The sequence below is a fragment of the Marmoricola sp. Leaf446 genome, assembly GCF_001424755.1.
Lineage (GTDB): Bacteria > Actinomycetota > Actinomycetes > Propionibacteriales > Nocardioidaceae > Marmoricola.
This window is the reverse complement of sequence record NZ_LMRF01000006.1, coordinates 134494-157621: the sequence shown is the minus strand read 5'-3', so window position 1 is coordinate 157621 and position 23128 is coordinate 134494. Positions and strand designations below refer to the sequence as shown.

The window sequence follows — 23128 nt, the reverse complement described above, 5'->3', positions numbered from 1 at the left end:
GCCGGCCTCCGCGGGCGCCTCAGGCGAGCGGCAGCGCCACCGTCACGCGGGTGCCGCGGTCGAGCGCCGAGGTGACCCGGACGGTGCCGCCGTGGCGGGTGACGATGGCGTCCACGATCGACAGTCCCAGGCCGGTGCCCTGGATCGCCTCCTCGACCACCCGTGAGGAGCGGAAGAAGCGGGTGAACAGCTGCGCCTGCTCCTCCTCGGAGATGCCGATGCCGGTGTCGCTGACGATCAGCAGGGCGTCGCGCCCCGACCGGGACACCGTCACGGTCACCCGGCCGCCGTCGGGGGTGAACTTGACGGCGTTGCCGGTCAGGTTGGTGACCACCCGCTCCAGCGCGTCGGGGTCGCCCAGGACGGTGACGGGGGAGTCGGGCAGGTCGAGGGTCAGCTCGAGGTCGCGCGCGGCCACCGTCGGGCCGACGAGGTCGTGGGACTCCTGGGCCACGTGGCGCAGGTCGGTCGGGCGTCGCTCGAGCTGGAGGTGGCCGGCCTCGGCGCGCGAGAGCAGCAGCAGGTCCTCCACCAGCAGGCCGAGACGGGTGGTGTTGCGCTCGATCCGACCCAGGGCGTCGAGCTGCTGCCGGGTGAGCTCGCCCAGGCTGCCGTCGACGAGCAGCTCGGCGTAGCCGGAGATGCTGGTGATCGGGGTGCGCAGCTCGTGGCTGACGTTGGAGACCAGCTCCTGCTTGACGTGGTCGACCTCCTGCAGCCGCAGCACCGACTCGCGCTCGCGCTCGAGCGCCGCCTCGAGGGTGCGTTGGGTCTCGATCCGCTCGGTGGCGTCCTCGCCCGACGCGATGTAGCCCGCCACTCGTCCCGACGGCTCGGTGATCTGGCTGATCGTCAGCGACACCATCACGGTGCCGCCGTCGCGGTGCCGGTAGGCCCAGTCGCGCCGCTCGCCGGTGTCGACCATCGCGTGCAGCACCGCGGCGTGCGTGGGCGGCACCGCGAAGTGGGCCGCGTGCCGGTCGACCTCCTCCTGCGGGTTGATCTCGGCCGGGGAGCGGCCGAGCATCTGCTCCGAGGTCCAGCCCAGCAGCCGCTCGGCGCCGGCGCTCCAGTGCGTGGTGCGGCCGGTCTCGTCTACGGCGATGAACAGCGTGCCGGTCGCCGACTCGAGCATCAGCTCGATCGCGCTGGAGGAGCGCTCGGCGTACGACGTCATCGAGGACAGCCGGCTCACCACGAAGGCGAGCGGCACCGTGCCGAAGCAGACCGCGAGGACGAACGCGTAGACCAGCGCGGCGCTCGCCGCCTCGCTGAGCCCGTCGGGTGCCGGGTCGGCGTACGGGCCCCGGCCGAGCAGGTTGAGGGTGAAGGCGCCGACGCAGACCAGGAAGGTCTGCAGGTGCGCCTCGCGCTGCGTCGCGCGCACGGCGCCCCAGCCGACCGCCGGGAGCACCAGGAACGCCAGCCCGACGGCGCTGCGGGGCCAGAACACGGCCAGGAAGACCGCGGCGAGCGCCAGCCGCTGCGCCCACAGCTCGACCCGGCCGGCCGCGGCCGGCCGGTCGCTGGTGTGCACCACGAGCGGCAGCACCACGAGCTGGGCCGTGGCCGCGGCCACGAAGCTGACCACCCCGGCCACCAGCCCGGCCGGGATGCCGTCGCCGATCCCCACCGCCGTCGGCAGCAGGCTGTTGAGCAGCGCCCCCAGCAGCGTCACGCCGAGGTAGTGGGTCGACGCGACCTCCACCCGCCCCCCGGGCCGGGGGTGCCCGCCCCGCAGCAGGTGGGAGGCGACGAACAGCGCCGGGAGGGTGAGCCCGGCCGCCCCCACCAGCGCCGCGGGCAGGGAGACGTCGTAGCTGTAGGCCAGCGACGGCGTGCACAGGACCAGCAGGACGGCGGCGGCCCAGCGGCGGCGACCGCGGGGCACGTCGAGCAGGACCAGCACCGCGAAGCCGTACGCCGGCCAGCCGGCGTACGCCCGGGAGTAGCCCTCGACCACCGCGGGGGCGGCGAGCAGCACGAGCAGCACCACGGCCGCCACGACCGTGCGCACGGGCAGGCCGGGCAGGCCGATCAGTCCGGGCACGCGGGGCAGGCCAGGCGGGCGCATCCACCGCTCCTCCCCGTGGCCGGCGGCAGGGTGGGTCGCTGCCGTGGGGGACATGGTGCCCTGAGCGGCACCTGTCGTGGCAACCTCCGCGCCCGGACGGTCGGTGCGGGGTGCCACAGTGGGGGCATGCTCGTCGCCATCAGCATCAGTCCCTCCGGTGCGCCCCGCGAGGGCGGCCCGGCCTCCGACGGCGGCGTCGGCGACGCCGTCGCCGCCGCCCTGCAGGTGGTCCGCGACTCCGGCCTCCCGCACGAGCTCAACGCGATGTTCACCAACATCGAGGGCGAGTGGGACGAGGTGATGGCCGTGGTCAAGCGCGCTGTCGAGGTGGTCGGCGAGCGCTACCCCCGGGTCGGGCTGGTGCTCAAGGCCGACGTGCGACCGGGGTGGGACGGCCAGCTCACCGCCAAGGTGGAGCGGGTGGAGGAGCGGCTGCGATGAGGTCCGAGGAGCGCACCTACCGCACCGGCGACACCGACGTGGTGCTCGACCTGACCGGCGACTGTGCCGACTTCGTCGCCCGCGAGGGCGACGGCCTGCTGCACCTGTTCGTCCCGCACGCCACCGCCGGCCTGGCCGTGCTCGAGACCGGCGCCGGGTCCGACGACGACCTGCTGGCCGCGCTGGGCGACCTGCTGCCGGCCGACGACCGCTGGCGGCACCGCCACGGCACCCCCGGTCACGGCCGGTCCCACGTGATGCCGGCCCTGGTGCCGCCGTACGCCAGCCTGCCGGTCGTCGGCGGCCGGCTGGCGCTGGGCACCTGGCAGAGCGTCTGCCTGGTCGACCTCAACGTGGACAACGCGGTCCGCACCGTGCGGTTGTCCTTCCTGGCGGGCTGAGGCTGGCAGGGTGGGGCCATGAGCACCCCGACGCCCCGACCGCCCGGCCGTGAGCAGCCCTGGACCGACGAGGGGGCCGCTCCCGGTCGCGTGCTGGTGCTGACCCGCAACCCGATCTCCGAGGCCGTCGCCGCCATCGTCACCGCGGTCGGCCGCGAGGTGGTCGTGGTCGACGAGGACGCCGAGGGCCGTGGGGCCGAGGCGCTCGCGGCGCTGGGCCCCGTGGTGGGCGACGCCGTCGTGCTCTGCGACCACGACGCGCCGGACGCGCCCCGGGTGCTGCGCCAGGCGCTGGCCTCGCCGGCGTCCTACGTCGCGATGATGGCCAGCCGCCGCCGGGCCGAGGGGCTGCTCGCCGAGCTCGAGGCCGAGGGCGTGACCGGGCTGGAGCGGCTGCACGTGCCCGCCGGCCTCGACACCGGCGGTCGGGCGCCGGGGGAGATCGCCCTGTCGGTGGTGGCCGAGATCGTGGCGGAGTCCCACGGCCGCCGCGGCGGGCCGATGCGCGAGCGGCGGTAGCCCGGGGCCCCGCCGAGCGGTCCGACCAGCGGTCTGTCGAACAGGTGTTCGAACGACCGGCTAGGATGGGGCCATGACGTCGCTCGTGACCCCGCCGGGCTGGCCGGCCGAGGTGCGGCCGCCGGACGCCCCCGACTGGGAGGCGACGGCCACCGCCTGGCTGCTCGACCTGTGCCCGCCGGAGTACCGCTCCTACCCCGCGCTGCGCCGTCACGTCGTGGTGCTCGCGCGCTTCGCCGTGCTCCACGTCGAGGCCTCGCGCCAGGCCGTCGAGCGGGGCCTGAGCGAGGCCCGCGGGGGGCTGCGCGACGTCGCTCCGCCCGACGTGGTCGAGGCGGCGGTGCAGACCTGGCACCGCGAGGCCGCGCGGCTGCTGGGCGTACGACGAGCGGTCGGGCTGGTCGAGGAGGCGCTGCGCGGCCGGCGGTTCCGGGCCCGGCTGTGAGCGGTCTCTAGGGTGGGCCGCATGCCCCGCATCGCCGTCGTCCTGCTCGTCGACCGCCGGGGGCACGTGCTGCTCCAGCACCGCGACGAGCACGCCCCCCGCGCCGCCGACCAGTGGGGCCTGGTGGGCGGTCACGTCGAGCCGGGCGAGGACTGGGACGCCGCCGTGGTGCGCGAGCTGCACGAGGAGACCGGGGTGCGCGCCGACCTCGAGCTGTGGCGCGGCGAGGAGTTCTCCTACCGCGACGGCCACACCGGCGACTACCGCGTGTACGCCGGCGCCGTCGACCTGACCGACGACGACATCGTGCTGGGGGAGGGTCGGGCGATCGTGTTCGTCGAGCCCGACCGGGCCCGGACGCTCGACCTGGCCGAGTCGGCCGCCCACTTCCTGCCGCGGTTCCTCGACGGCGACACCTACCGCCGGCTGGCGGGGCCGGCCGCGCCGGCCGCGTCGGCCGCGTCGGCCGGGGCGACCGGAGCGACCGCGTGAGCGCCGCCGCCGCCCGTCGTCCGCTGCTGCGCCGCCTGGCGGTGCCCGGCCACGGGGCCGAGGACGTCGTCGTCGACGAGCAGGGCCACGGCATCACCGGCACCGAGGACGGCGCCGTGCTGCGGGTCTCGCCCGACGGCTCGGTGACGCGCCTGGGTCACACCCGCGGTCGGCCGCTCGGCATCGAGCTGCTCGACGAGGACCGGCTGCTGGTCGCCGACGCCGAGCGCGGGCTGCTGACGATGCACCGCCGCACCGGCGCCGTCGAGGTGCTGGTCACCGAGGTCGCCGGCCGACCCCTGCGGGTGTGCAACAACGCCGCGGTGGCCGCCGACGGGTCGGTCTGGTTCAGCGACTCCAGCGCCGTCCACCCGCTGGCGCGGTGGCGCGCCGACCTGCTCGAGGCGACCTGCACCGGCCGCCTGCTGCGCCGGGCCCCCGACGGCGCGGTCGAGGAGCACCTGACCGGTCTCGACTTCGCCAACGGGGTCGCGCTCTCGCCCGACGGGTCGGCGGTCCACGTCGCCGAGTCGGGCGCGCGCACCGTCGTACGGCTCTGGCTGAGCGGGCCGCGCGCCGGCACCCGCGACCTGTTCGCCGCGGACCTGCCGGGCTATCCCGACAACCTCTCCACCGGCAGCGACGGCCTGGTCTGGGTCACCATCGCCTCCCCGCCGGTCGCCGCGCTGGAGCGGCTGCGCGCCCACGCCCCGGCCGCCGTGCGCCGTCTCGGTCGCCACGTGCCCGAGGCGCTGCTGCCCGGACCCGTGCGCAGCGTGCACGTGCAGGCCTACCGTCCCGACGGCACGCTCGTGCACGACCTGCGGCTGCCGGCCACCGACTTCCACATGGTCACCGGGGTGCGCGAGCACCAGGGCCGGTTGTGGCTGGCCAGCCTCGAGGAGGCGGCGCTGGCCACCGTCGAGCTCGCCGCGGGCCGGGTCCCGGGCGCCCCCGTCTAGACTCGGTGAGTCCGGAACCCCCGCCCGACCGCACCTCGAAGGAGGCCACGCCGCCCATGGGTCACCTGCAGCAGCTCACCGGCCCCGCCGACCTCCACGACCTCGACGACCGCGAGCTCGACGAGCTCGCCTCGGAGATCCGCGACGAGCTGATCCGCACCTGCGCCCCGCGCGGCGGCCACCTCGGGCCCAACCTGGGCGTGGTCGAGCTGACGATGGCGGTGCACCGCGTCTTCGAGTCGCCGCGCGACCGGGTCGTCTTCGACACCGGCCACCAGGCCTACGTCCACAAGATGCTCACCGGCCGGGCCGGCGCGTTCGACACGCTGCGCACCGAGGGCGGCCTGAGCGGCTACCCCAGCAGCAAGGAGTCCGACCACGACGTCGTCGAGAACTCCCACGCCTCCACCTCGCTGTCCTACGCCGACGGCCTGGCCAAGGCCTACGCGCTGCGCGGCGAGGACCGCCACGTGGTCGCCGTCATCGGCGACGGCGCGCTCACCGGCGGCATGGCCTGGGAGGCGCTGAACAACATCGCCGAGACGCCGCGCCACGGGGCGGACAAGCGCCTGGTCATCATCGTCAACGACAACGGCCGCTCCTACATGCCGACCGTCGGCGGCCTGGCCAACCACCTGACCGCGCTGCGCACCAGCCCGCGCTACGAGCAGGTCCTCGACCTCGTCAAGCGCCGTCTCAACGGCGTCCGCGGCGTCGGGCCGGCCGTCTACGACGCCCTGCACGCCATGAAGAAGGGCATGAAGGACGCCCTGGCGCCCCAGGGCCTGTTCGAGGACCTCGGCCTGAAGTACGTCGGGCCGGTCGACGGCCACGACCGCGCCGCGATGGAGACCGCGCTGACCCAGGCCAAGCGGTTCGGCGGGCCGGTGATCGTGCACGCCATCACCCGCAAGGGCTTCGGCTACGACCCGGCCGAGCGCAACGAGGCCGACCAGTTCCACCAGATCGGGCCGTTCGACGTCGAGACCGGCGTGGGCACCCCCAAGGGCAGGATCTGGACCGACTACTTCGCCGAGGAGATGGTCGCGCTCGGCGCCGACCGCAGCGACGTCGTCGGCATCACCGCCGCGATGCTCTACCCGGTCGGGCTCGACCGCTTCGCCGCGGCGTACCCCGAGCGGACCTTCGACGTCGGCATCGCCGAGCAGCACGCCGTGACCAGCGCGGCCGGCCTCGCCCTGGGTGGGTTCCACCCCGTCGTGGCGATCTACGCCACCTTCCTCAACCGCGCCTTCGACCAGGTGCTGATGGACGTCGCCCTGCACGGGTGCGGCGTCACCTTCGTGCTGGACCGGGCCGGGGTCACCGGCGACGACGGCGCCAGCCACAACGGCATGTGGGACATGTCGGTGCTCCAGGTGGTGCCCTCCCTGCGGATGTGCTCGCCCCGCGACGGCGCCCGGGTGGCCGAGCTGCTGCGCGAGTGCGTCGCGGTCGACGACGCCCCCACGGTGCTGCGGCTGCCCAAGGGCGCGCCCCCGGTGGCCGACCTCGAGGCCGTCGACCGGGTCGGCACGATGGACGTCCTGGTCCGCGACGGCGCCCGCGACGTGCTCATCGTCGGCGTGGGGTCGATGGCGGCGGTGAGCGTCGATGTCGCCGCCCGGCTGGCCGACCAGGGCATCGGCGTCACCGTTGTCGACCCGCGCTGGGTCAAGCCGTGGGATCCTGCGATCGTCCCGCTCGCCCGCGAGCACCGCCTGGTGGTCTGCGTGGAGGACAACGGCAGGGTCGGGGGCTGCGGCTCCACGCTCCTGCAGCTGCTGAACGACGAGCGGGTCCCGACCCCGTTCCGCCAGCACGGCATCCCCCAGGAGTTCCTCGACCATGCCAAGCGCGACGTCATCCTCGAGCGCATCGGGCTCACCGCCCAGTCGCTCGCGCGCGGCATCGTGGAGGAGGTCACTGCGCTGGAGGAGCACGCCACCGGCGCCGCCGACCTGCACGACCCGGCCACCGGCCGCGGTCCGCGCGACTGACCCGACCGGCACCTCGCGACGGGTCGGCCGCGTGCGACGACGCCCCCGCGCCCCGCTCGTGGCGGCCCTGGTCGCTGCCCTGCTGCTCCCGCTGGCGGCCTGCTCCGACGACGAGGCCCCCCAGGACGTCGTCGGCGCGCCGGCCGCGCCGTCGGACCCCGCGCTCACCCGCGAGCAGCAGCGCGCGCAGGAGCAGCGGATCCTCGACCAGCGGGCCCGCGCCGTGCGCGAGCGCGACCTCGGGCTTTTCCTGCGCCGGGTGGACCGGCGCGACCCCGAGCTCGTGGCACGGCAGACCCGCTACTTCCGCAATCTCGTCCAGCTGCCGCTGCAGCGCCTGGAGTGGACGGTCCTCGACAGCGACTGGGACGCGCGGCTGCTCCCGCGCTGGGGTCGCGGGGCGCAGGTGCCCCAGGTGCGGCTGCGGATGCAGCTGCAGGACTTCGACACCCGACCGGTCGACCGCACCGTCGGGTTCGTCTTCGCCTGGCGCGGCGACCGCGCCCGCATCGTCTCCGACCGCGACGGCACCGGACGCCCGCTCTTCGACGGCGCCCCCGCGCCGTGGGACCTCACCGCGATCCGGGTCCGCGAGCGGCCCGGCGTGCTCGGCGTCTTCGACTCCAGCACGGTCGACGTCGCGCCCACCGTCATGGCCGCGGTCAGCCGGGGGATCGGCGAGGTCGACGCGACGGTGCCCTTCACCTGGTCGGGGCAGGTGGTCGTCTACCACGTGCGCGACACCGCGGTGCTCGACTCCTTCACCGACGTGCCCGGCGGCTCGATCGACCTGCTCGGGGCGATGACCTTCCCGACGTACTCCCAGCCGACGGCCTCACCCGTCTCCTCCACCCGGATGCTCGTGCTCGAGGGCTCGGTCGCCGCCGGCCAGCCGTTCCTGGGCCGGATCGTGCGTCACGAGCTGACCCACGTCGCGCTCGGTACCCGCGACGACGGGGCGCCGGTGTGGCTCTCCGAGGGCCTGGCGGAGTGGGTCGGGGCGCGCACGATCCCGCTCGACCAGCGCATCATCCCCACCAGCGCCGTCGACCGCGCGCGCAGCGCCGACGCCGCGCTGCCCGCCTCCCGCGACTTCAACGGCCCCGAGCAGGAGTGGCACTACGCGCTGAGCTGGATGGCCTGCGACTACCTCGCGAGCGCGCAGGGCGAGGAGGTGCTGTGGCGCCTGGTCGACGCCATGCACGACCAGGGCCGCGGCACCACCGACGACGAGCAGGACGCCGTGCTGCGCCGCGTGGTCGGCACGGACGCGGCCGAGCTGGGCCGGCGCGCGGCCGCGCGGATCCGCACCCTCTACGGGTGAGCCAGGCGGCGGCGGGGGCCCGCGCGGCGTAGGTTGGCTCCTCGTGAACCTCTCGCGCACCAAGTCCGTCGAGCAGTCGCTCGAGGACACCCAGGACCCCGAGTTCAAGCTCAAGCGCAGCCTCACCGCGCTCGACCTCACCGTGTTCGGCATCGGCGTCATCATCGGCGCCGGCATCTTCACGCTCACCGGCCGCGCCGCCGCGGAGTACGCCGGGCCGGCGATCGTGTTCTCCTTCGTGATCGCGGCGGTCTGCTGCGGCCTGGCGGCGCTGTGCTACGCCGAGTTCGCCTCGACGCTGCCGGTCAGCGGGTCGGCGTACACCTTCTCCTACGCGACGCTGGGCGAGCTCGTGGCGTGGATCATCGGCTGGGACCTGATCCTGGAGCTGATGCTCGGCGCGAGCGTGGTGGCGCAGGGGTGGAGCCAGTACTTCGTCAGCCTGCTCGACGCGATCGGGCTCGGCTGGCCCGAGGCGATCGGCCCGGCCACCGGCGCCGGCTGGGGCCACGTCGACCTGGCGGCGTTCCTGCTGGTCGCCGTGCTCACCGCCCTGGTCGCCTTCGGCATCAAGGAGTCGCTGCGGGTCAACCTGGTGCTGGTCGGCCTGAAGCTGTTCGTGGTGCTCTTCGTCATCGTCGCCGGGCTGTTCTTCATCGACGGGTCCAACTACGTGCCGTTCGTGCCCGAGTCCGCCGGCTCGGCCGGCGCCAGCGGCATCACCCAGCCGCTGCTGCAGTGGATGTTCGGCATCGAGGCGCAGACCTACGGCGTGCTCGGCATCGTCTCGGGCGCCTCGATCGTGTTCTTCGCCTACATCGGCTTCGACGTCGTCGCCACCACCGCGGAGGAGGCCCGCGACCCGCAGAAGGACCTGCCCCGCGGCATCATCGGCTCGCTGGTCATCTGCACCGTGCTCTACGTCGCCGTGGCCCTCGTGATCACCGGCATGGTGCGCTACGACCGCATCAACCCGGAGGCGGCGCTGGCCTCGGCCTTCACCGACGTGGGCAAGCAGGGCTTCGCCACGCTGATCTCGGCCGGCGCGGTCGCCGGCCTCACCACGGTCGTGATGACCCTGATGATCGGCGCCATCCGGGTGCTCTTCGCGATGAGCCGCGACGGCCTGCTGCCGCGCGGCTTCGCCAAGGTCGCGCCGCGCACCGGCACCCCGATCCGGATCACGGTCACGATCGGCGCCGTCGTGGCGGTCGTGGCGGCGGTGACGCCGATCGGCGACCTGGAGGAGATGGTCAACATCGGCACCCTGACCGCCTTCGCGCTCGTCTCGCTCGCGGTTCCGGTGCTGCGCCGCACCCGTCCCGACCTGCCGCGGTCCTTCAAGGTGCCGTTCAGCCCGGTGCTGCCGGTCCTGGCCGCGCTGGTGTGCCTCTACCTCGCGCTCAACCTCTCCATCGAGACCTGGCTGCGGTTCGTGGTCTGGATGGCGCTCGGCTTCGCGGTCTACTTCCTCTACGGCTACCGCCACAGCCGGGTCGGCCTGGCCCAGCGGGCGGGCGACGAGGCGGCCCGCGGGACGGCCGAGCGCGCGCACTAGGCTGGTGCTCCGGCACGGCGAGGACGCACGGCGAGGCGCGACGAGGAGCACAGGGTGAGCGACGCACGGTTCGTGCACATCGTCGACGAGGTCCCCGAGCTCGAGGGCCGCAGCGACGGACCCGTGCTGCTGGTGGCCCTCGAGGGCTTCCTCGACGCCGGCAACGCCTCCGCCACGGCCGCCGAGCACCTGCTCGGCGAGGACCGCGGCCGGGTCGTGGCCAGCTTCGAGGTCGACGAGCTCTACGACTACCGCGCCCGGCGACCCCCGATGACGTTCTCCGAGGACCACTACACCGACTACGTGGCCCCGCGTCTGGTGGTCCGGCTCCTCGAGGACGGTCTCGGCGCGCCGTACCTGCTGCTGAGCGGGCCCGAGCCCGACATCCGGTGGGAGGGGTTCGCCCGGGCGGTGCGGCTGGTGGTGCAGCACTTCGACGTACGCCTGGTGGTCTCGCTGGGCTCGGTGCCGATGGCGGTGCCGCACACCCGCCCGGTGCAGCTGACCAACCACGCGACCTCGTCGCGGCTGCTGGTGCAGGAGAACGTCTGGAAGGGCGAGATCCGGGTGCCGGCCAGCGCGCAGTCGCTGCTCGAGCTGCGGCTGGGGGAGTGGGGCCACGACGCCATGGGCTTCGTGGCCCACATCCCGCACTACGTCGCCCAGTTCCCCTACCCGCAGGCCGCGCTCGCCCTGCTCGAGGGCGTCGAGGACGTCACCGGGCTGCAGTGGGACACCGAGCCGCTGCGCCAGGCCGGGGAGGCCCGGCAGGTCGAGCTGGCCACCCAGATCGCCGACTCCGACGAGGTCCGCGAGGTGGTCACCGGGCTGGAGCAGCAGTACGACGCGTTCCACACCGCCTCGGCCAACCTGCTGGCCGAGGACCAGCCGCTGCCCAGCGGCGAGGAGCTCGGCGAGCAGTTCGAGCAGTTCCTCGCCCGCCTCGAGGACCCGGAGGACTAGCCGTGCCACGTTCGGTCGAGGAGCTGGTCGAGCTCCTGGAGCTCGAGGCCATCGAGGACAACCTGTTCCGCGGGCAGCAGCCCAGCACCGGCCTGCAGCGCGTCTTCGGCGGTCAGGTCGCAGCCCAAGCGCTGGCCGCGTCGACGCGCACCGTGCCCGAGCAGTACGTCGTGCACAGCCTGCACTCCTACTTCCTGCGGCCCGGCGACACCTCCGTCCCGATCGTGTACGACGTCGACACGCTGCGCGAGGGCCGCAGCTTCGCCACCCGGCGGATCCTCGCCCGCCAGCACGGCCGGCCGATCTTCGCGATGACGGCCAACTACCAGATCCCCGAGGAGGGTCTGGACCACCAGGACCCGGCGCCCCAGGTGCCCCGCCCCGAGGACTGCCCGACGCTGCTCGAGGCCACGCCCGGGTCGGAGCGGATCGCCGACCACTGGAAGCGCGAGTGGGACGCCCTGGAGATCCGCCACGCCGGCGACTCCCGGACCGGCGGCAACATCGAGGCAGGCGACGTCGCCGCCCGCTCCCGGCTGTGGATCCGGACCAGCGGCGAGCTGCCCGACGACCCGCTGACCCAGGTCGTCGCCTTCACCTACGCCAGCGACCTGACCCTGCTCGCCGCCTCGTTGGTGCCGCACGACCTGCAGATCGCGAGCCCGGGGATGCAGGCGGCCTCGCTCGACCACAGCATCTGGTTCCACCGGCCGTTCCGGGCCGACCACTGGTGGCTCTACGACCAGGTCTCGCCGTCGGCCTCGGGCGGCCGCGGGTTCGCCACCGCGCGGGTGTTCACCGAGGACGGCACCCTCGTCGCCTCCGTGGCGCAGGAGGGCCTGATCCGGCTCCGCCGCGACTGATCTGCTCTCCGAAAGCCGTCAATTCGGTCACACGCAAGACGACACGCCGTGACGTGGGCTACTTTCTGGGCACCAGTGCGGCTCGAGTGACGGATGTGGTTCGCGATGTCAGACCCCCGACGTAGCCGCACGGCTGCGCGCCGACTCCTGGGCCTCGGCCTGGTCACGGCCCTGGCGCTGGGCAGCGGGCTGGCCGCGACCCCGGCGGCGACGGGCGCCGACGGTGCGGGCGACACCCGCGCCCACGGGCAGGGCCGGATGGGCCCGAGCTCGGCGCGGACGGTCAGTGCGACCCCCGCCACCGGACCCGACTTCGAGATGCCGTTCCCGTGCGGCCAGACCTGGACCGGCAGCAGCCGTGCCTCGCACTCGCCGAGCTCGTGGACGGTGGACTTCAACACGCCCGACGACCTCGGCAAGCCCGCGCTCGCCGCGGCGCCGGGCGTGGTCGTCCTCACCCGCTCGCTGACCACCAGCTACGGCCGCTACGTCATCGTCGACCACGGCGGCGGCTACACCACGCTCTACGCCCACCTCAACGCGATCGCGGCCACGGTGGGGCAGGTCGTCGACCAGGGCGACCTCATCGGCTACGTCGGCACGACCGGCGGCTCCACCGGGCCGCACCTGCACTTCGAGGAGCGTCGCGACGGGGGCTACTTCGCGCCCTGGTTCGCCCGCACCCGTTTCGTCCTCGGGTCCACCAGCGCGTCGAAGAGCTGCGGCGACCGGCCGCTCGCCGGCGACTTCGACGGCAACGGCGTCGACGAGCCCGCCGTGTGGCGCCCCGCGGCCGCCTCGGGCCGGTTCTACCTCCGCACCCAGCCGACCACCCAGTCGCTGCTCTGGGGCAAGCCGGGCGACACCCCGCTGGCGGGGGACTTCAACGGCGACGGCATCACCCAGGTCGGCACCAAGCAGCTGGGGAGGTCGACCTGGCAGCTGCGGGGCGGCAGCGGCGCCACCGCGACCGTCACCGTGGGCGGCATCCACGACGAGCCGCTCGCCGGCGACTGGGACGGCAACGGACTCGCCGAGCTCGGCTGGTACCGCTGGTCCGACCGGAGCTTCACGCTGCGGGCCGCCGACCACGCGACGACCCGCGTGGTGTGGGGCCTGTCGGGCGAGCAGCCGGTGGTCGGCGACTGGAACGGCAACCGCACCACCGACGTCGGTGCGTTCAGGTCGAGCACCGCCACGTGGCGGCTGCGCGTGGCCAGCGGCACGTCGTACACCACCCGCACGGTGACCTTCGGCAGTCCGGGGGACCGTCCGGTGGTGGGCGACTGGAACGGCGACGGCACCGACGACCTCGGTGTGTGGCGACCGAGCACGGCCAGCTTCCACCTCCGGGTGCCCGAGGGTGCCGGCTTCGTCACCCAGGTCGTCCCCTACGGGACGCCCCGCGGCTGATCAGGCGCGGCGCGCCCGCCCGACCAGGTGGGGCTTGTCGCTGCGCGGGTCGGTGAGGGAGAAGTCGAGGCCCGCCTCGACGGTGCGCGATCCGAAGGCGACCGTGCCGGGCAGGAACACCGGCTTCTTGAACTCCACCTCGACCGTGCCGGCGTCACCCAGCCGGTTGGCGAAGGCCGCGACGCACCGTGCCTTGGTCCACATGCCGTGGGCGATCTGCCGCTGGAACCCGAAGGCCTTGGCGGTCAGCGGGTAGAGGTGGATCGGGTTGTGGTCGCCCGAGACCGCGGCGTACCGCCGGCCGAGGTCGCCGGGCAGCCGCCAGACCAGGCCGGTGCCGCGCACCACGTCGAACGGCTCGCCCGTGGGCTTCGCCGTGTCGTCGCCGCGACCGACGCGCAGGTAGGTCGAGGTCGAGTCCCACACCACCTCGCCGCCGGAGCTGACGGTGGTGACCAGGTCGAAGACCCGGCCCTTGGGGTGGGGCCTCAGGTCGCGGGCCTCGGCGTCGACGTCGAGCCGCTCGGTCGGCGCGAGGGGGCGGTGGGCGGTGATCCGGTTGGCCAGGTGCACCGTCCCGATGGCCGGGAACGGGAACGAGGCGTCGGTCATGATCCCCATGTGCAGGCCGAAGGCCAGCATGTGGGGGTAGGTGAACGGCAGCGTCTGGCGGGGCTCGAAGCCGCAGACCCGGGCGTACGCCGCCACGTGGGCGGGGTCGACCGCCACGTCGCGCCGGTGCAGCCGCAGGTCCGGCAGCTCGCCGCCCTTCTTGGCCACGCCGGGCACCAGGTTGACCCCGGGCAGCACCGGCAGCGCCGCCTTGAGCATGGTGCCGAGGCCGCCGGGCTGGCCCTGGATCGTCCGGTCCGTCATCAGGCGCCCAGCATCATCTGGCCGCAGACGCGCACGACGTTGCCGTTGACGCCCGTGGAGCCGGGGGAGAGGTACCACGCGATCGCCTCGGCGACGTCGACCGGCAGCCCGCCCTGCGACATCGCGTTCATGCGCTGGCCGACCTCGCGGGTCGCGAACGGCACGGCCGCGGTCATCTGGGTGATGATGAAGCCGGGGGCGACGGCGTTGACGGTGATGCCGCCCTCGAGCTCGGGGGCGAGGCTGTCCACGAGCCCGATCACGCCGGCCTTGGAGGCGGCGTAGTTGGTCTGGCCCACGTTGCCCGCGATGCCGGCGATCGAGGAGACCCCGACGATCCGGCCGTTGGCGGCCACCAGGCCCTGCTCGAGCAGCTCGCGCGAGATCCGCTCGGGGGCGGTGAGGTTGACCGCGATCACCGAGGACCAGCGGTCCTCGGCCATGTTGGCGAGCTTCTTGTCACGGGTGATGCCCGCGTTGTGCACCACGCCGTTGACCTGACCGTAGGTGTTCTTGACGTGCTGGGCGATCCGCTGCGGCGCGTCCTTGGCCGTGATGTCGAGGACGAGGTGGTCACCGTCGATCTCGCGCATCACGCCCTGCAGCTCGCTGGCGGCCTGGGGCACGTCGATGCCGAGGACCTTCGCGCCGTCGCGGTGCAGCACCCGGGCGATCTGCTCGCCGATGCCGCGCGAGGCACCGGTCACGATGGCGACCTGGCCGGCCAGCGGGCGGGCCTGGTCGGCGACGGGCTCGGCCTCCACGGCGCCCGTGGCGCCGATGCGGACGACCTGGCCCGAGACGTAGGCGCTCTTGGGCGAGAGGAAGAAGGCCAGTGTCGACTCCAGGGCCCGCTCGGCACCCGGGGCGACGTAGACCAGGTTGACGGTGCTGCCCTTGCCGATCTCCTTGCCCAGCGAGCGGGTGAAGCCCTCCAGGGCGCGCTGGGCGATCCGCTCGCCGGCGCCGGAGGTCTGGTCCGGGACGGTGCCGAGGACCACGACGCGGGCGCAGCTGGTGAGGCTGCGCATCAGCGGGGTGAAGAACTGCTGCAGCGCGACCAGCTGGTCGGCCGAGGTCAGCCCGGTGGCGTCGAAGACCAGGCCCTTGTAGCGCTGACCCTCCACGGCCAGGCCGAGGTTAGCGATGCCGAGGTTGTCCAGCGCCACGACGAGGTCCTTGGACAGCCGGCCCTCGCCGCCGGTCACGACGGTGCCGTCGACCAGGGGCGCACCCTCGCTCCACCGCTCCAACGGGGTGGGGGCGGGCAGGCCGAGGTTCTTGACGACCAGCTTGCCGACGGGGGTGGAGGTGAAGAACTGGTACCGGTCCGACATCACGATCCTCTAGGGTGGGAGGGCTTACTACTCGTCAGTACGCCACCAAGGTAACGACGGGTGTAACTCGCCGTCCACTTTTCGTGACGTGGCACTCACGACGTTCATCCTGACCCACCGGGAGGGCAGGATGAAGCCGTTCGCCTCGACCTAGGAGCACACCTGATGCAGTCCCAGACGCGCCGCGTCGCCGTCCTCGGCGGCAACCGGATCCCCTTCGCCCGCTCGAACTCGGTCTACGCCTCGGCCTCCAACCAGGAGATGCTGACCGCGGCCATCGACGGGCTGGTGACCCGCTACGGCCTGCAGGGCCAGCGCCTCGGCGAGGTCGTCGCGGGTGCGGTGCTCAAGCACAGCCGCGACTTCAACCTCACCCGCGAGTCGGTGCTGGGTTCGCAGCTGGCCCCCGAGACCGCGGCCGACGACCTCCAGCAGGCGTGCGGCACCGGGCTGCAGGCCGCGATCTACGTCGCCAACAAGATCGCCCTGGGCCAGATCGACTCCGGCATCGCCGGGGGCACCGACACCACCTCCGACGCCCCGATCGCGATCTCGGAGAAGCTGCGCAAGAAGCTGATCAAGGTCAACCAGCAGAAGGACAACGTCGGGCGCGTCAAGGCGCTCGGCGCCATCCGCCCCGGCGACATCGGCATCGAGGTCCCGCAGAACGGCGAGCCCCGGACGCGCCTGTCGATGGGCGAGCACGCCGCCCTGACCGCCCTGGAGTGGCAGGTCACCCGCGAGTCGCAGGACGAGCTCGCAGCGACCTCGCACCACCGCCTCGCGGCGTCCTACGACTCCGGCTTCCAGGACGACCTCATCACCCCCTTCAACGGCCTCGAGCGCGACCAGAACCTGCGCCCAGACTCCTCGCTGGAGAAGCTCGCGAAGCTCAAGCCCGTCTTCGGCAAGGGCGAGGCGGCCACGATGACGGCCGCCAACTCCACCCCGCTCACCGACGGCGCCTCGGCGGTGCTGCTCGGCACCGAGGAGTGGGCGGCCGAGCACGGCCTCACCGTGCAGGCCTTCTTCGTGGACGCCGAGACCGCGGCCGTCGACTTCGTGCACGGCGGCGAGGGACTGCTGATGGCCCCGGCGTACGCCGTCCCGCGGCTGCTCGAGCGCAACGGCCTGACCCTGCAGGACTTCGACTTCTACGAGATCCACGAGGCCTTCGCCTCGCAGGTGCTCTCGACCCTCAAGGCCTGGGAGGACCCGGTGTTCTGCAAGGAGCGCCTGGGCCTGGACGCCCCGCTGGGCTCCATCGACCGCGCCAAGCTCAACGTCAACGGGTCGTCGCTGGCCGCGGGCCACCCGTTCGCCGCGACCGGCGGCCGGATCGTGGCCAACCTGGCCAAGCTGCTGCACCAGAAGGGCTCGGGCCGCGGCCTGATCTCGATCTGCGCCGCGGGCGGCCAGGGCGTGACCGCCATCCTGGAGAAGTAGGGCCTCCCGCCCCGCAGCCTCCTCGCCGTCCGTCCCGTCAGGGGCGGGCGGCGAGTGCTTGTGCGGTGGCCACGACGTAGGCCTTGACGTCGTCGGCGGAGACCGGGGCGATCGCGGGCACGCCGGGGGAGGACTCGCGCACGAGCATCCCGACGCGGGCGAGCTGGAGCGCGCCCAGGCCGCTGGCGTACATGTGGTTGGCGAGCAGCGTCGGGTCCTCGACCGCGAACGCGCCCGACGCGGTGCCGTCCTCGAGCACCTCGCGCAGCACCGACAGGCACGAGGAGATGCCGCGACCGAGCCGGAACATCGCGCTCTCGCTGATCTCCTCGAGCAGCTCGGGCCCGCGGCGGCGCATCAGGGTCTGGGCGCAGTCGACGAAGGCGGGGAACTCGACCCCGAAGTCGACGAACGCCTCCACCGCCGCCACCAGCCGCGTCTCGGCGGTGCTCCGGGACCCCACCGCCTCGCGCAGCCGCGCCTCGAGGTCCTCCAGGTAGCTGACCAGGGTGAGCGCGAACAGCTCCTCCTTGCCGCTGAAGTGGCGGTAGATGATCGCCCGGTTGACCCCCACCGCCCGGGCGATGTCCTCGATCTGGGCGTCGCGCACGCCGGACTCGTCGAAGAGCTCGCGGGTGGCGGCCAGGATCTCCCGCTCGCGGGCCCGGCGCCGCGCAGCAGCCGGCTGCCGGGTCGAGGTGCGGGTGGTGGTCATCTGGCGATGGTAGTGCAACTGCTGTTTACACAGCTGTTCACGCAGCGGCAGCGCGTCTGCGGCGTACGTCGCGGGGGAGCATCGCCACCCGGAAGGTCACGAACCGCACCAGACCGCAGCCGAAGTTGGCCGCCACCAGCACCGCCGCCTCGGCCGTCTGCGACGGCTCGTCCACCAGCGCCTCCAGCAGCGCCAGCGATCCCGCGGTCACCGCGAGGCTGAACCCGAGCAGCGCCAGCCCGAGCACCTGGTGACGCACCGAGTGGGCGGGATCGCGGACCCCGAAGCTGATCCGCCGGTGGCCCCAGGTGCCGGCCAGCGTGGAGAGCACCAGCGCCACCGCGTTGGCCGGCTGGGCCTCCCAGACCTGGCGCAGCAGCAGGTAGAGGCCGGCGTACAGCACGTTGAAGGCGCCACCGACGCACGCGAACACCGCGAGCTGGACGAGCGGGTGGCGCTGCTGCTGCCTCGTCGCGCCGTCCACCCGGAGGAGCGTAGTGACCGACGCGCAGGCGGGCGCGTCCGGTGTGCGGTCCGGCGCCCGCGATACCCTCGGGCGCCATCAGGGCCGACCGAGGAGACGTGTGGACGCCACGCAGCACGACCATCACGCGGCGCGTCCGGGACCCGGCGCGGTCGCCGCGGCCTGGGCCGTGCACGTCTACACGATGTCGGGCGTCGCCTTCGCGCTGCTGACCGTGGTCGCGGTGATCGAGGGCGACACCGTCCGCGCGCTGTGGCTGGGCCTCGTCGCGATGGTGATCGACGGCACCGACGGCATGCTGGCGCGCCACGTGCGCGTCAAGGAGGTGGTGCCGTGGTTCGACGGTGCCCTGCTCGACAACATCGTCGACTACCTGACCTACGCCTTCACCCCGATGGTGCTGCTCTGGAGCGCGGGCTACCTCGGCGAGGGCACCTGGGCGCAGGTGCTGGCGATCGTCCCGCTCGTGGCCTCGGCGTTCCAGTTCTGCCGCACCGACGCCAAGACCGAGGACCACCTGTTCACCGGCTTCCCCAGCTACTGGAACATCCTGGCCTTCTACGTCGTGGTCATGGACCTCGGCCTGACCGCGGTGACCGTGCTGATCCTGGTGTGCACGGTGCTGGTCTTCGTCCCCGTCGGCTACGTCTACCCCTCGCGCACCGACACCCTGCAGGCCCTCACGCTGCTGCTCACCACGGTCTGGCTGGTGGCGTACGCCGTGCTGCTGGCCCAGCTGCCCGACCCCTCGCCGATCTGGCTCGCGGTCTCGCTGGTCTACGTCGCCTACTACGTCGTGCTCAGCATCTACCTCACGCTGCAGCGCCGCCGCTCCGTCGCTGCGGCCGCACCGGCCGGGGCCTGACGCCACCGCCCCGGGTCCGCCCCCACGTGCCCGGGAGTCCTGCTGCTCCGCCGGAGCTGGGGCCCCGGCGCAGCGCCGGTTTCCCAGGCGAACCTGGGAATCCGCCGTCTCCGAACGCCAGGCACGCGACACGCCGTACGACGGGGTCCGGGTGTTCGGAGATCGGGCCGGGGTCCGGCTCAGCCGTCGCGCAGCTCGAGCAGCCGCGAGAGCGGGTCGACCTCGGCGGCCGGCTTGTCGTCGCGGTAGCGCAGCACGCGTGCGAAGCGGAGCGCGACGCCGCCGGGGTAGCGGGTGGAGCGCTGCACCCCGTCGAAGGCGATCTCGACGACCTGGACCGGGTCGACGAAGACGGTCCCGCGGGTGCGCCGGGTCTCCAGGCCCAGGAAGCGCTCGGTCTGCCAGGTGAGCATCTCGTCGGTCATGCCCTTGAAGGTCTTGCCGAGCATCACGAAGCCGTCGTGGCCGGGGCGGTCGTCACGGGCGCCGAGGTGGAGGTTGGACAGCCAGCCCTCGCGGCGACCGCTGCCCCACTCGACGCCGAGCACGACGAGGTCGAGGGTGTGGCGGGGCTTGACCTTGACCCAGGCCGAGCCGCGGCGGCCGGCGTCGTACGGCGCGTCGAGGCGCTTGAGGATGACGCCCTCCTGGCCCGCGGCGACCGCGTCGTCGAAGAACCGCTGCGCCTCGTCGGGGGAGTCGGTGACCAGCCGGGCGACGCGGTGCTCCTCGGGGACCACCTCGTCGAGGCGGGCGAGGCGCTCGTGGGTGGGACGCTCGATGAAGGAGTCGGACCCCTCGAGCAGCAGGTCGAAGAAGAACGGCCGGATGCCGGTGGCTCCGGTGTGGGTCGCGGTCGTCGAGGCGGTGTCCTGGAACGGACGGGGCCGGCCCTGGGCGTCGAGGGTGAGCGCCTCGCCGTCGAGGACGAGGTCGCCCCCGGGCAGTGACCGTGCGACCTCCACCACCTCCGGCAGCCGCTCGCCGATCTCGTCGAGGCTGCGGGTGAACACCGCGACGTCGTCGCCCCGGCGGTGGACCTGGATCCGGATGCCGTCGAGCTTGGTGTCGACCGCGAGCGCCTGGCCGGCCGCGACCTTGTCGACCCCCGCGGCGACGTCGGGGGCGGTGCCGGCCAGCATCGGGCGCACGGGACGGCCGACCAGCAGCTCGAAGCGCTGCAGCGCCGCGGGTCCGCCCGTGAGGGCGGCAGCGGCGATCGGGCCGGTGGGGGCGCTGAACATCGCGGCCCGGCGCACCTCCTCCAGGGGCACGTCGGCGGCGGCCGCGATGGCGTCGAGCATCACCGAGTCGAGGGCGCCCTGACGCACGTTGCCGGTCATGACCGCCCGCAGGAACTCCTGCTCCGGCGCCGTGAGCCGGGCGAAGAGAGCGGCGGCGGCCGCGCGTCGCGCGGTGGACGAGCCGCTGCCGGCCATCGAGGACAGCTCCTGCAGCGTCGCGTCCACCTCGGTCACCTCGACCGAGGGCTCGGCGGCGGGCTTGGGCAGGTCGGCCAGTGCGCGCCAGCCCAGGCCGGTGCGGCGCTGCCGCAGCGTGCCGGAGAGGTAGGTCGCGGCCAGCTCGACCTCGTCGGCCGCGCTGGTCTCCTCGGTGCCCCGGGCCTCCCGGAGCAGGTCGGCGATCAGCCGGCGCTTCTCCAGGCGCGAGCGGGTGGCGGCGACCTCGGCGGAGACCTCGACGATGCGGGCGAGCAGCATGGGGCCATCGTGGCAGTCGGTCCTGACAAGGGGTCCTGACAGAGGGGCGGCCTACGCTGCTGGCATGGCAGCCGGCTCCTCCGACGCGCACCCGGGCCGGACCCGGGTCTGGCGGCCGGGGTGGCCCTGCCCGGTCCCGCTGGTGCTCTCCACCCATCGCCGCGGCTCCGGCGACCCGACCTTCCGCACCACGGCCGCCGGCGCCACCTGGCGCGGGGTGCGCACGCCGGAGGGACCGGCCACCCTCCGGCTGCTGCCCCGGCCTCACGACGGCGAGGTGCACGCCACCGCGTGGGGGAGCGGAGCGGAGTGGCTGCTCGACTCCGTGCCCCGGATGCTCGGCGCCGACGACGACCCGAGCGGGTTCGTGCCGCCGGAGCCGCTGGCCCACGCCTGGCGGCGCTACGGCCACTGGCGGCTCGGGGCGACCGGGCTGGTGATGGAGTCGCTGGTGCCGGCCGTGATCGAGCAGAAGGTCACCGGCCAGGAGGCGTTCGCCGGCTTCCGGCGGCTGGTCCACCGGTTCGGCGAGCGGGCCCCGGGCCCGCCGTCGCTGCCCGAGCCGGAGGTGCGGCTGTGGGTGCAGCCCTCGCCCGCGCAGCTGCGTGCCGTGCCCTCGTGGGAGTGGCTGGCCTGCCACGTCGACGGCGCGCGGTCACGTCCGCTGATGCACGCCGCCCGGGTCGCGACGGCGCTGGAGCGGGCCGGCCGCGAGCACCCGACGGAGTTCGACCGGCGGCTGCGCACGCTGCCCGGCATCGGGGTGTGGACCAGTGCCGAGGTCCGCTCGCGGGCGCTCGGCGACGCCGACTCGGTCAGCTTCGGCGACTACCACGTGGCCGAGAACGTCGGGTGGGCGCTGACGGGTCGCGACGGCACCACCGACGAGCAGATGGCCGAGCTGCTCGCGCCGTACGCCGGCCACCGCCACCGCGTGCAGCGGCTGGTCGAGCTGGCCGGGCTGGTGCGTCCGCGCCGCGGCGCGAAGATGGCCCCGCGTCGCCACCTGCCCGTACGCCGCTAGGCCCCCGTCCGGTGGGCTCAGGCGCCCACCGCCCGTGCCTGCTCGGGGCCGGCGATCTCGCCCGACCCGCGGCGGATCAGCGAGGTGGGGACCACCTCGGTGGTGCAGGCCGAGGTGTCGCCGTCGAGCCGACGCAGCAGCAGGTCGACCGCCCGGGTGCCGATCTCGTGGGGGTTCTGGGTGACCACGGTGATGCCGGGGTCGAGCATCTCGGCGACCGGCAGGTCGTCGAAGCCGACCAGCGCGACCCGGTGGGTGAGCCCGCGCTGCTGCAGCGCCAGCACCGCGCCCTCGCAGATCACGTTGCGGGCCGCGAACAGCGCGGTGGGCGGGTCGGGGAGGTCGAGCAGGGCGAGCACCGCGTCGCGCGCCGCCTCGCGGGAGCGCAGCCCGGTGAGCTCCAGGTCGGGGTCGGGCACCACCCCGGTGGCGCGGAGCGCGGAGCGGTAGCCGTCCAGCCGCTCCGCCGCGGTGATGATGGTCGCGGTGTCGCCGAGGTGGGCGACGCGGCGGTGACCGTGGGCCACGAGGTGGCCGACCGCCTCCGCGCTGGCGCCCCGGTTGTCGACCACCACGGCGTCGATCTCGGGCACCGCCGGACGGCGGTCGACGGCGACCACGGGCAGACCGGCCTCGATCTCGGAGGCGAGCCAGCCGAGGTCGGGCGAGGTGGGCATCAGCAGCAGGCCGTCCACGCGACGGGCCACCAGCCCGGCCACGACCTCCCGCTCGCGGGGCCCGTCCTCGTCGCTGCTGGCGGCCATCACCACGATGCCGCGCTCGCGGGCGCGGTCCTCCACCGCGCGCAGCGCCTCGGCGCAGAAGCCGTTGGAGACGTCCTGCACCAGCATCCCGATGGCGCCGGTGGCCCGTCCGCGGCGCAGGTTGCTGGCGGCGAGGTTGTGGCGGTAGCCGAGCTCGGCGACCGCGCGGCGTACCCGCTCGGCCAGCGCCGCGGAGACCCCCGGTTCGTCGTTGACGACGCGGGAGACCGACTTCAGCGACACCCCGGCCCGGGTCGCGACGTCGTGCATCGTGGCCCGCCCGGCAGAGGGGGGAGTGGAGGGGGGCGGGGCCGGCGGAGTGGCGGGCGGAGTGGCGGGGGTCACGGGTGGCTCCAGGGGCTAGGGGGCCGTTGCCAGGGCTCTAGACAACTTTGTCAGACGCGGTTGTGACGCTTGACACAGCGCGTCGACAGGCGCAAT

Annotated in this window: 22 protein-coding genes; 15 read left to right on the top strand and 7 right to left on the bottom strand. The window is 73.9% G+C overall.

What is annotated here, in order from left to right:
• Positions 1-19: 19 nt before the first annotated feature.
• Positions 20-2074 carry an ATP-binding protein gene (locus ASG49_RS15385; RefSeq protein ID WP_156384378.1) on the bottom strand — a complete coding sequence of 685 codons (2055 nt, stop codon included), beginning with the start codon at positions 2072-2074 and terminating at the stop codon, positions 20-22.
• A gap of 126 nt (positions 2075-2200) precedes the next feature.
• Between ASG49_RS15385 and ASG49_RS15380 the strand changes: the two genes are divergently transcribed.
• From ASG49_RS15380 to ASG49_RS15325, 12 genes are all read left to right on the top strand, one after another.
• Positions 2201-2515 carry a thiamine-binding protein gene (locus ASG49_RS15380; protein ID WP_056543502.1) on the top strand — a complete coding sequence of 105 codons (315 nt, stop codon included), beginning with the start codon at positions 2201-2203 and terminating at the stop codon, positions 2513-2515.
• Complete coding sequence (locus tag ASG49_RS15375; protein WP_056543498.1) at positions 2512-2916, top strand: YjbQ family protein; 405 nt, start codon at positions 2512-2514, stop codon at positions 2914-2916. The genes ASG49_RS15380 and ASG49_RS15375 overlap by 4 nt, the downstream gene beginning before the upstream one ends.
• A gap of 18 nt (positions 2917-2934) precedes the next feature.
• Positions 2935-3435, top strand: coding sequence for an XdhC family protein (locus ASG49_RS15370; protein ID WP_056543494.1), 501 nt, complete (start codon positions 2935-2937; stop codon positions 3433-3435).
• A 73-nt stretch (positions 3436-3508) separates the two neighbouring features.
• Positions 3509-3880, top strand: coding sequence for a hypothetical protein (locus tag ASG49_RS15365; protein WP_056543492.1), 372 nt, complete (start codon positions 3509-3511; stop codon positions 3878-3880).
• A gap of 21 nt (positions 3881-3901) precedes the next feature.
• Positions 3902-4372 carry an NUDIX domain-containing protein gene (locus ASG49_RS15360; protein WP_056543489.1) on the top strand — a complete coding sequence of 157 codons (471 nt, stop codon included), beginning with the start codon at positions 3902-3904 and terminating at the stop codon, positions 4370-4372.
• Complete coding sequence (locus tag ASG49_RS15355) at positions 4369-5334, top strand: SMP-30/gluconolactonase/LRE family protein (RefSeq protein WP_235562121.1); 966 nt, start codon at positions 4369-4371, stop codon at positions 5332-5334. Before ASG49_RS15360 ends, ASG49_RS15355 begins: the two co-directional genes overlap by 4 nt.
• Positions 5335-5390: 56 nt before the next feature.
• Positions 5391-7334 (top strand): 1-deoxy-D-xylulose-5-phosphate synthase, encoded by a 1944-nt coding sequence (dxs, locus tag ASG49_RS15350; RefSeq protein WP_056543486.1) that lies wholly within the window; start codon positions 5391-5393, stop codon positions 7332-7334.
• A 31-nt stretch (positions 7335-7365) separates the two neighbouring features.
• Positions 7366-8658 carry a hypothetical protein gene (locus ASG49_RS15345; protein ID WP_156384377.1) on the top strand — a complete coding sequence of 431 codons (1293 nt, stop codon included), beginning with the start codon at positions 7366-7368 and terminating at the stop codon, positions 8656-8658.
• 43 nt (positions 8659-8701) lie between these two features.
• Positions 8702-10216 carry an amino acid permease gene (locus ASG49_RS15340; RefSeq protein WP_056543480.1) on the top strand — a complete coding sequence of 505 codons (1515 nt, stop codon included), beginning with the start codon at positions 8702-8704 and terminating at the stop codon, positions 10214-10216.
• 54 nt (positions 10217-10270) lie between these two features.
• Positions 10271-11179, top strand: a complete 909-nt coding sequence (locus ASG49_RS15335; protein WP_056543476.1) for a proteasome assembly chaperone family protein — start codon at positions 10271-10273, stop codon at positions 11177-11179.
• A 2-nt stretch (positions 11180-11181) separates the two neighbouring features.
• Positions 11182-12042: an acyl-CoA thioesterase II gene (locus tag ASG49_RS15330; RefSeq protein ID WP_056543475.1), complete on the top strand. Its 861-nt coding sequence runs from the start codon at positions 11182-11184 to the stop codon at positions 12040-12042.
• Positions 12043-12147: 105 nt separating this feature from the next.
• Entirely contained in the window at positions 12148-13455 is a 1308-nt protein-coding gene (locus tag ASG49_RS15325) for a VCBS repeat domain-containing M23 family metallopeptidase (protein WP_162244533.1), read from the top strand.
• On the opposite strand, the gene ASG49_RS15320 is transcribed toward ASG49_RS15325, so the two are convergent.
• On the bottom strand, positions 13456-14331 hold the full coding sequence (locus ASG49_RS15320; protein WP_082534188.1) for a MaoC/PaaZ C-terminal domain-containing protein: 876 nt from the start codon (positions 14329-14331) through the stop codon (positions 13456-13458).
• Complete coding sequence (locus ASG49_RS15315; protein WP_056543469.1) at positions 14331-15668, bottom strand: 3-oxoacyl-ACP reductase; 1338 nt, start codon at positions 15666-15668, stop codon at positions 14331-14333. Before ASG49_RS15315 ends, ASG49_RS15320 begins: the two co-directional genes overlap by 1 nt.
• A 165-nt stretch (positions 15669-15833) precedes the next feature.
• On the opposite strand from ASG49_RS15315, the gene ASG49_RS15310 reads away from it, so the two are divergent.
• Positions 15834-17114: an acetyl-CoA C-acetyltransferase gene (locus ASG49_RS15310; RefSeq protein ID WP_056543465.1), complete on the top strand. Its 1281-nt coding sequence runs from the start codon at positions 15834-15836 to the stop codon at positions 17112-17114.
• Between the two features lie 37 nt (positions 17115-17151).
• Here ASG49_RS15310 and ASG49_RS15305 read toward each other — a convergent pair whose 3' ends face one another.
• Together ASG49_RS15305 and ASG49_RS15300 are read right to left on the bottom strand one after the other, a co-directional pair.
• On the bottom strand, positions 17152-17829 hold the full coding sequence (locus tag ASG49_RS15305) for a TetR/AcrR family transcriptional regulator (protein ID WP_056543462.1): 678 nt from the start codon (positions 17827-17829) through the stop codon (positions 17152-17154).
• A 37-nt stretch (positions 17830-17866) separates the two neighbouring features.
• Complete coding sequence (locus ASG49_RS15300; RefSeq protein WP_056543459.1) at positions 17867-18313, bottom strand: GtrA family protein; 447 nt, start codon at positions 18311-18313, stop codon at positions 17867-17869.
• A 100-nt stretch (positions 18314-18413) separates the two neighbouring features.
• Here ASG49_RS15300 and ASG49_RS15295 point away from each other — a divergent pair, with 100 nt between their 5' ends.
• On the top strand, positions 18414-19178 hold the full coding sequence (locus ASG49_RS15295) for a phosphatidylcholine/phosphatidylserine synthase (protein WP_235562120.1): 765 nt from the start codon (positions 18414-18416) through the stop codon (positions 19176-19178).
• Positions 19179-19357: 179 nt separating this feature from the next.
• Here ASG49_RS15295 and ASG49_RS15290 read toward each other — a convergent pair whose 3' ends face one another.
• A complete protein-coding gene (locus ASG49_RS15290; RefSeq protein WP_056543454.1) occupies positions 19358-20899 on the bottom strand; it encodes an ATP-dependent DNA ligase in 1542 nt (513 codons plus the stop codon).
• A gap of 64 nt (positions 20900-20963) precedes the next feature.
• Between ASG49_RS15290 and ASG49_RS15285 the strand changes: the two genes are divergently transcribed.
• Positions 20964-21923: a DNA-3-methyladenine glycosylase gene (locus ASG49_RS15285; RefSeq protein WP_056543451.1), complete on the top strand. Its 960-nt coding sequence runs from the start codon at positions 20964-20966 to the stop codon at positions 21921-21923.
• A gap of 17 nt (positions 21924-21940) precedes the next feature.
• Here the strand turns inward: ASG49_RS15285 and ASG49_RS15280 are convergent, their stop codons facing one another.
• Complete coding sequence (locus ASG49_RS15280; protein WP_056543448.1) at positions 21941-22957, bottom strand: LacI family DNA-binding transcriptional regulator; 1017 nt, start codon at positions 22955-22957, stop codon at positions 21941-21943.
• Positions 22958-23128 lie beyond the last annotated feature (171 nt).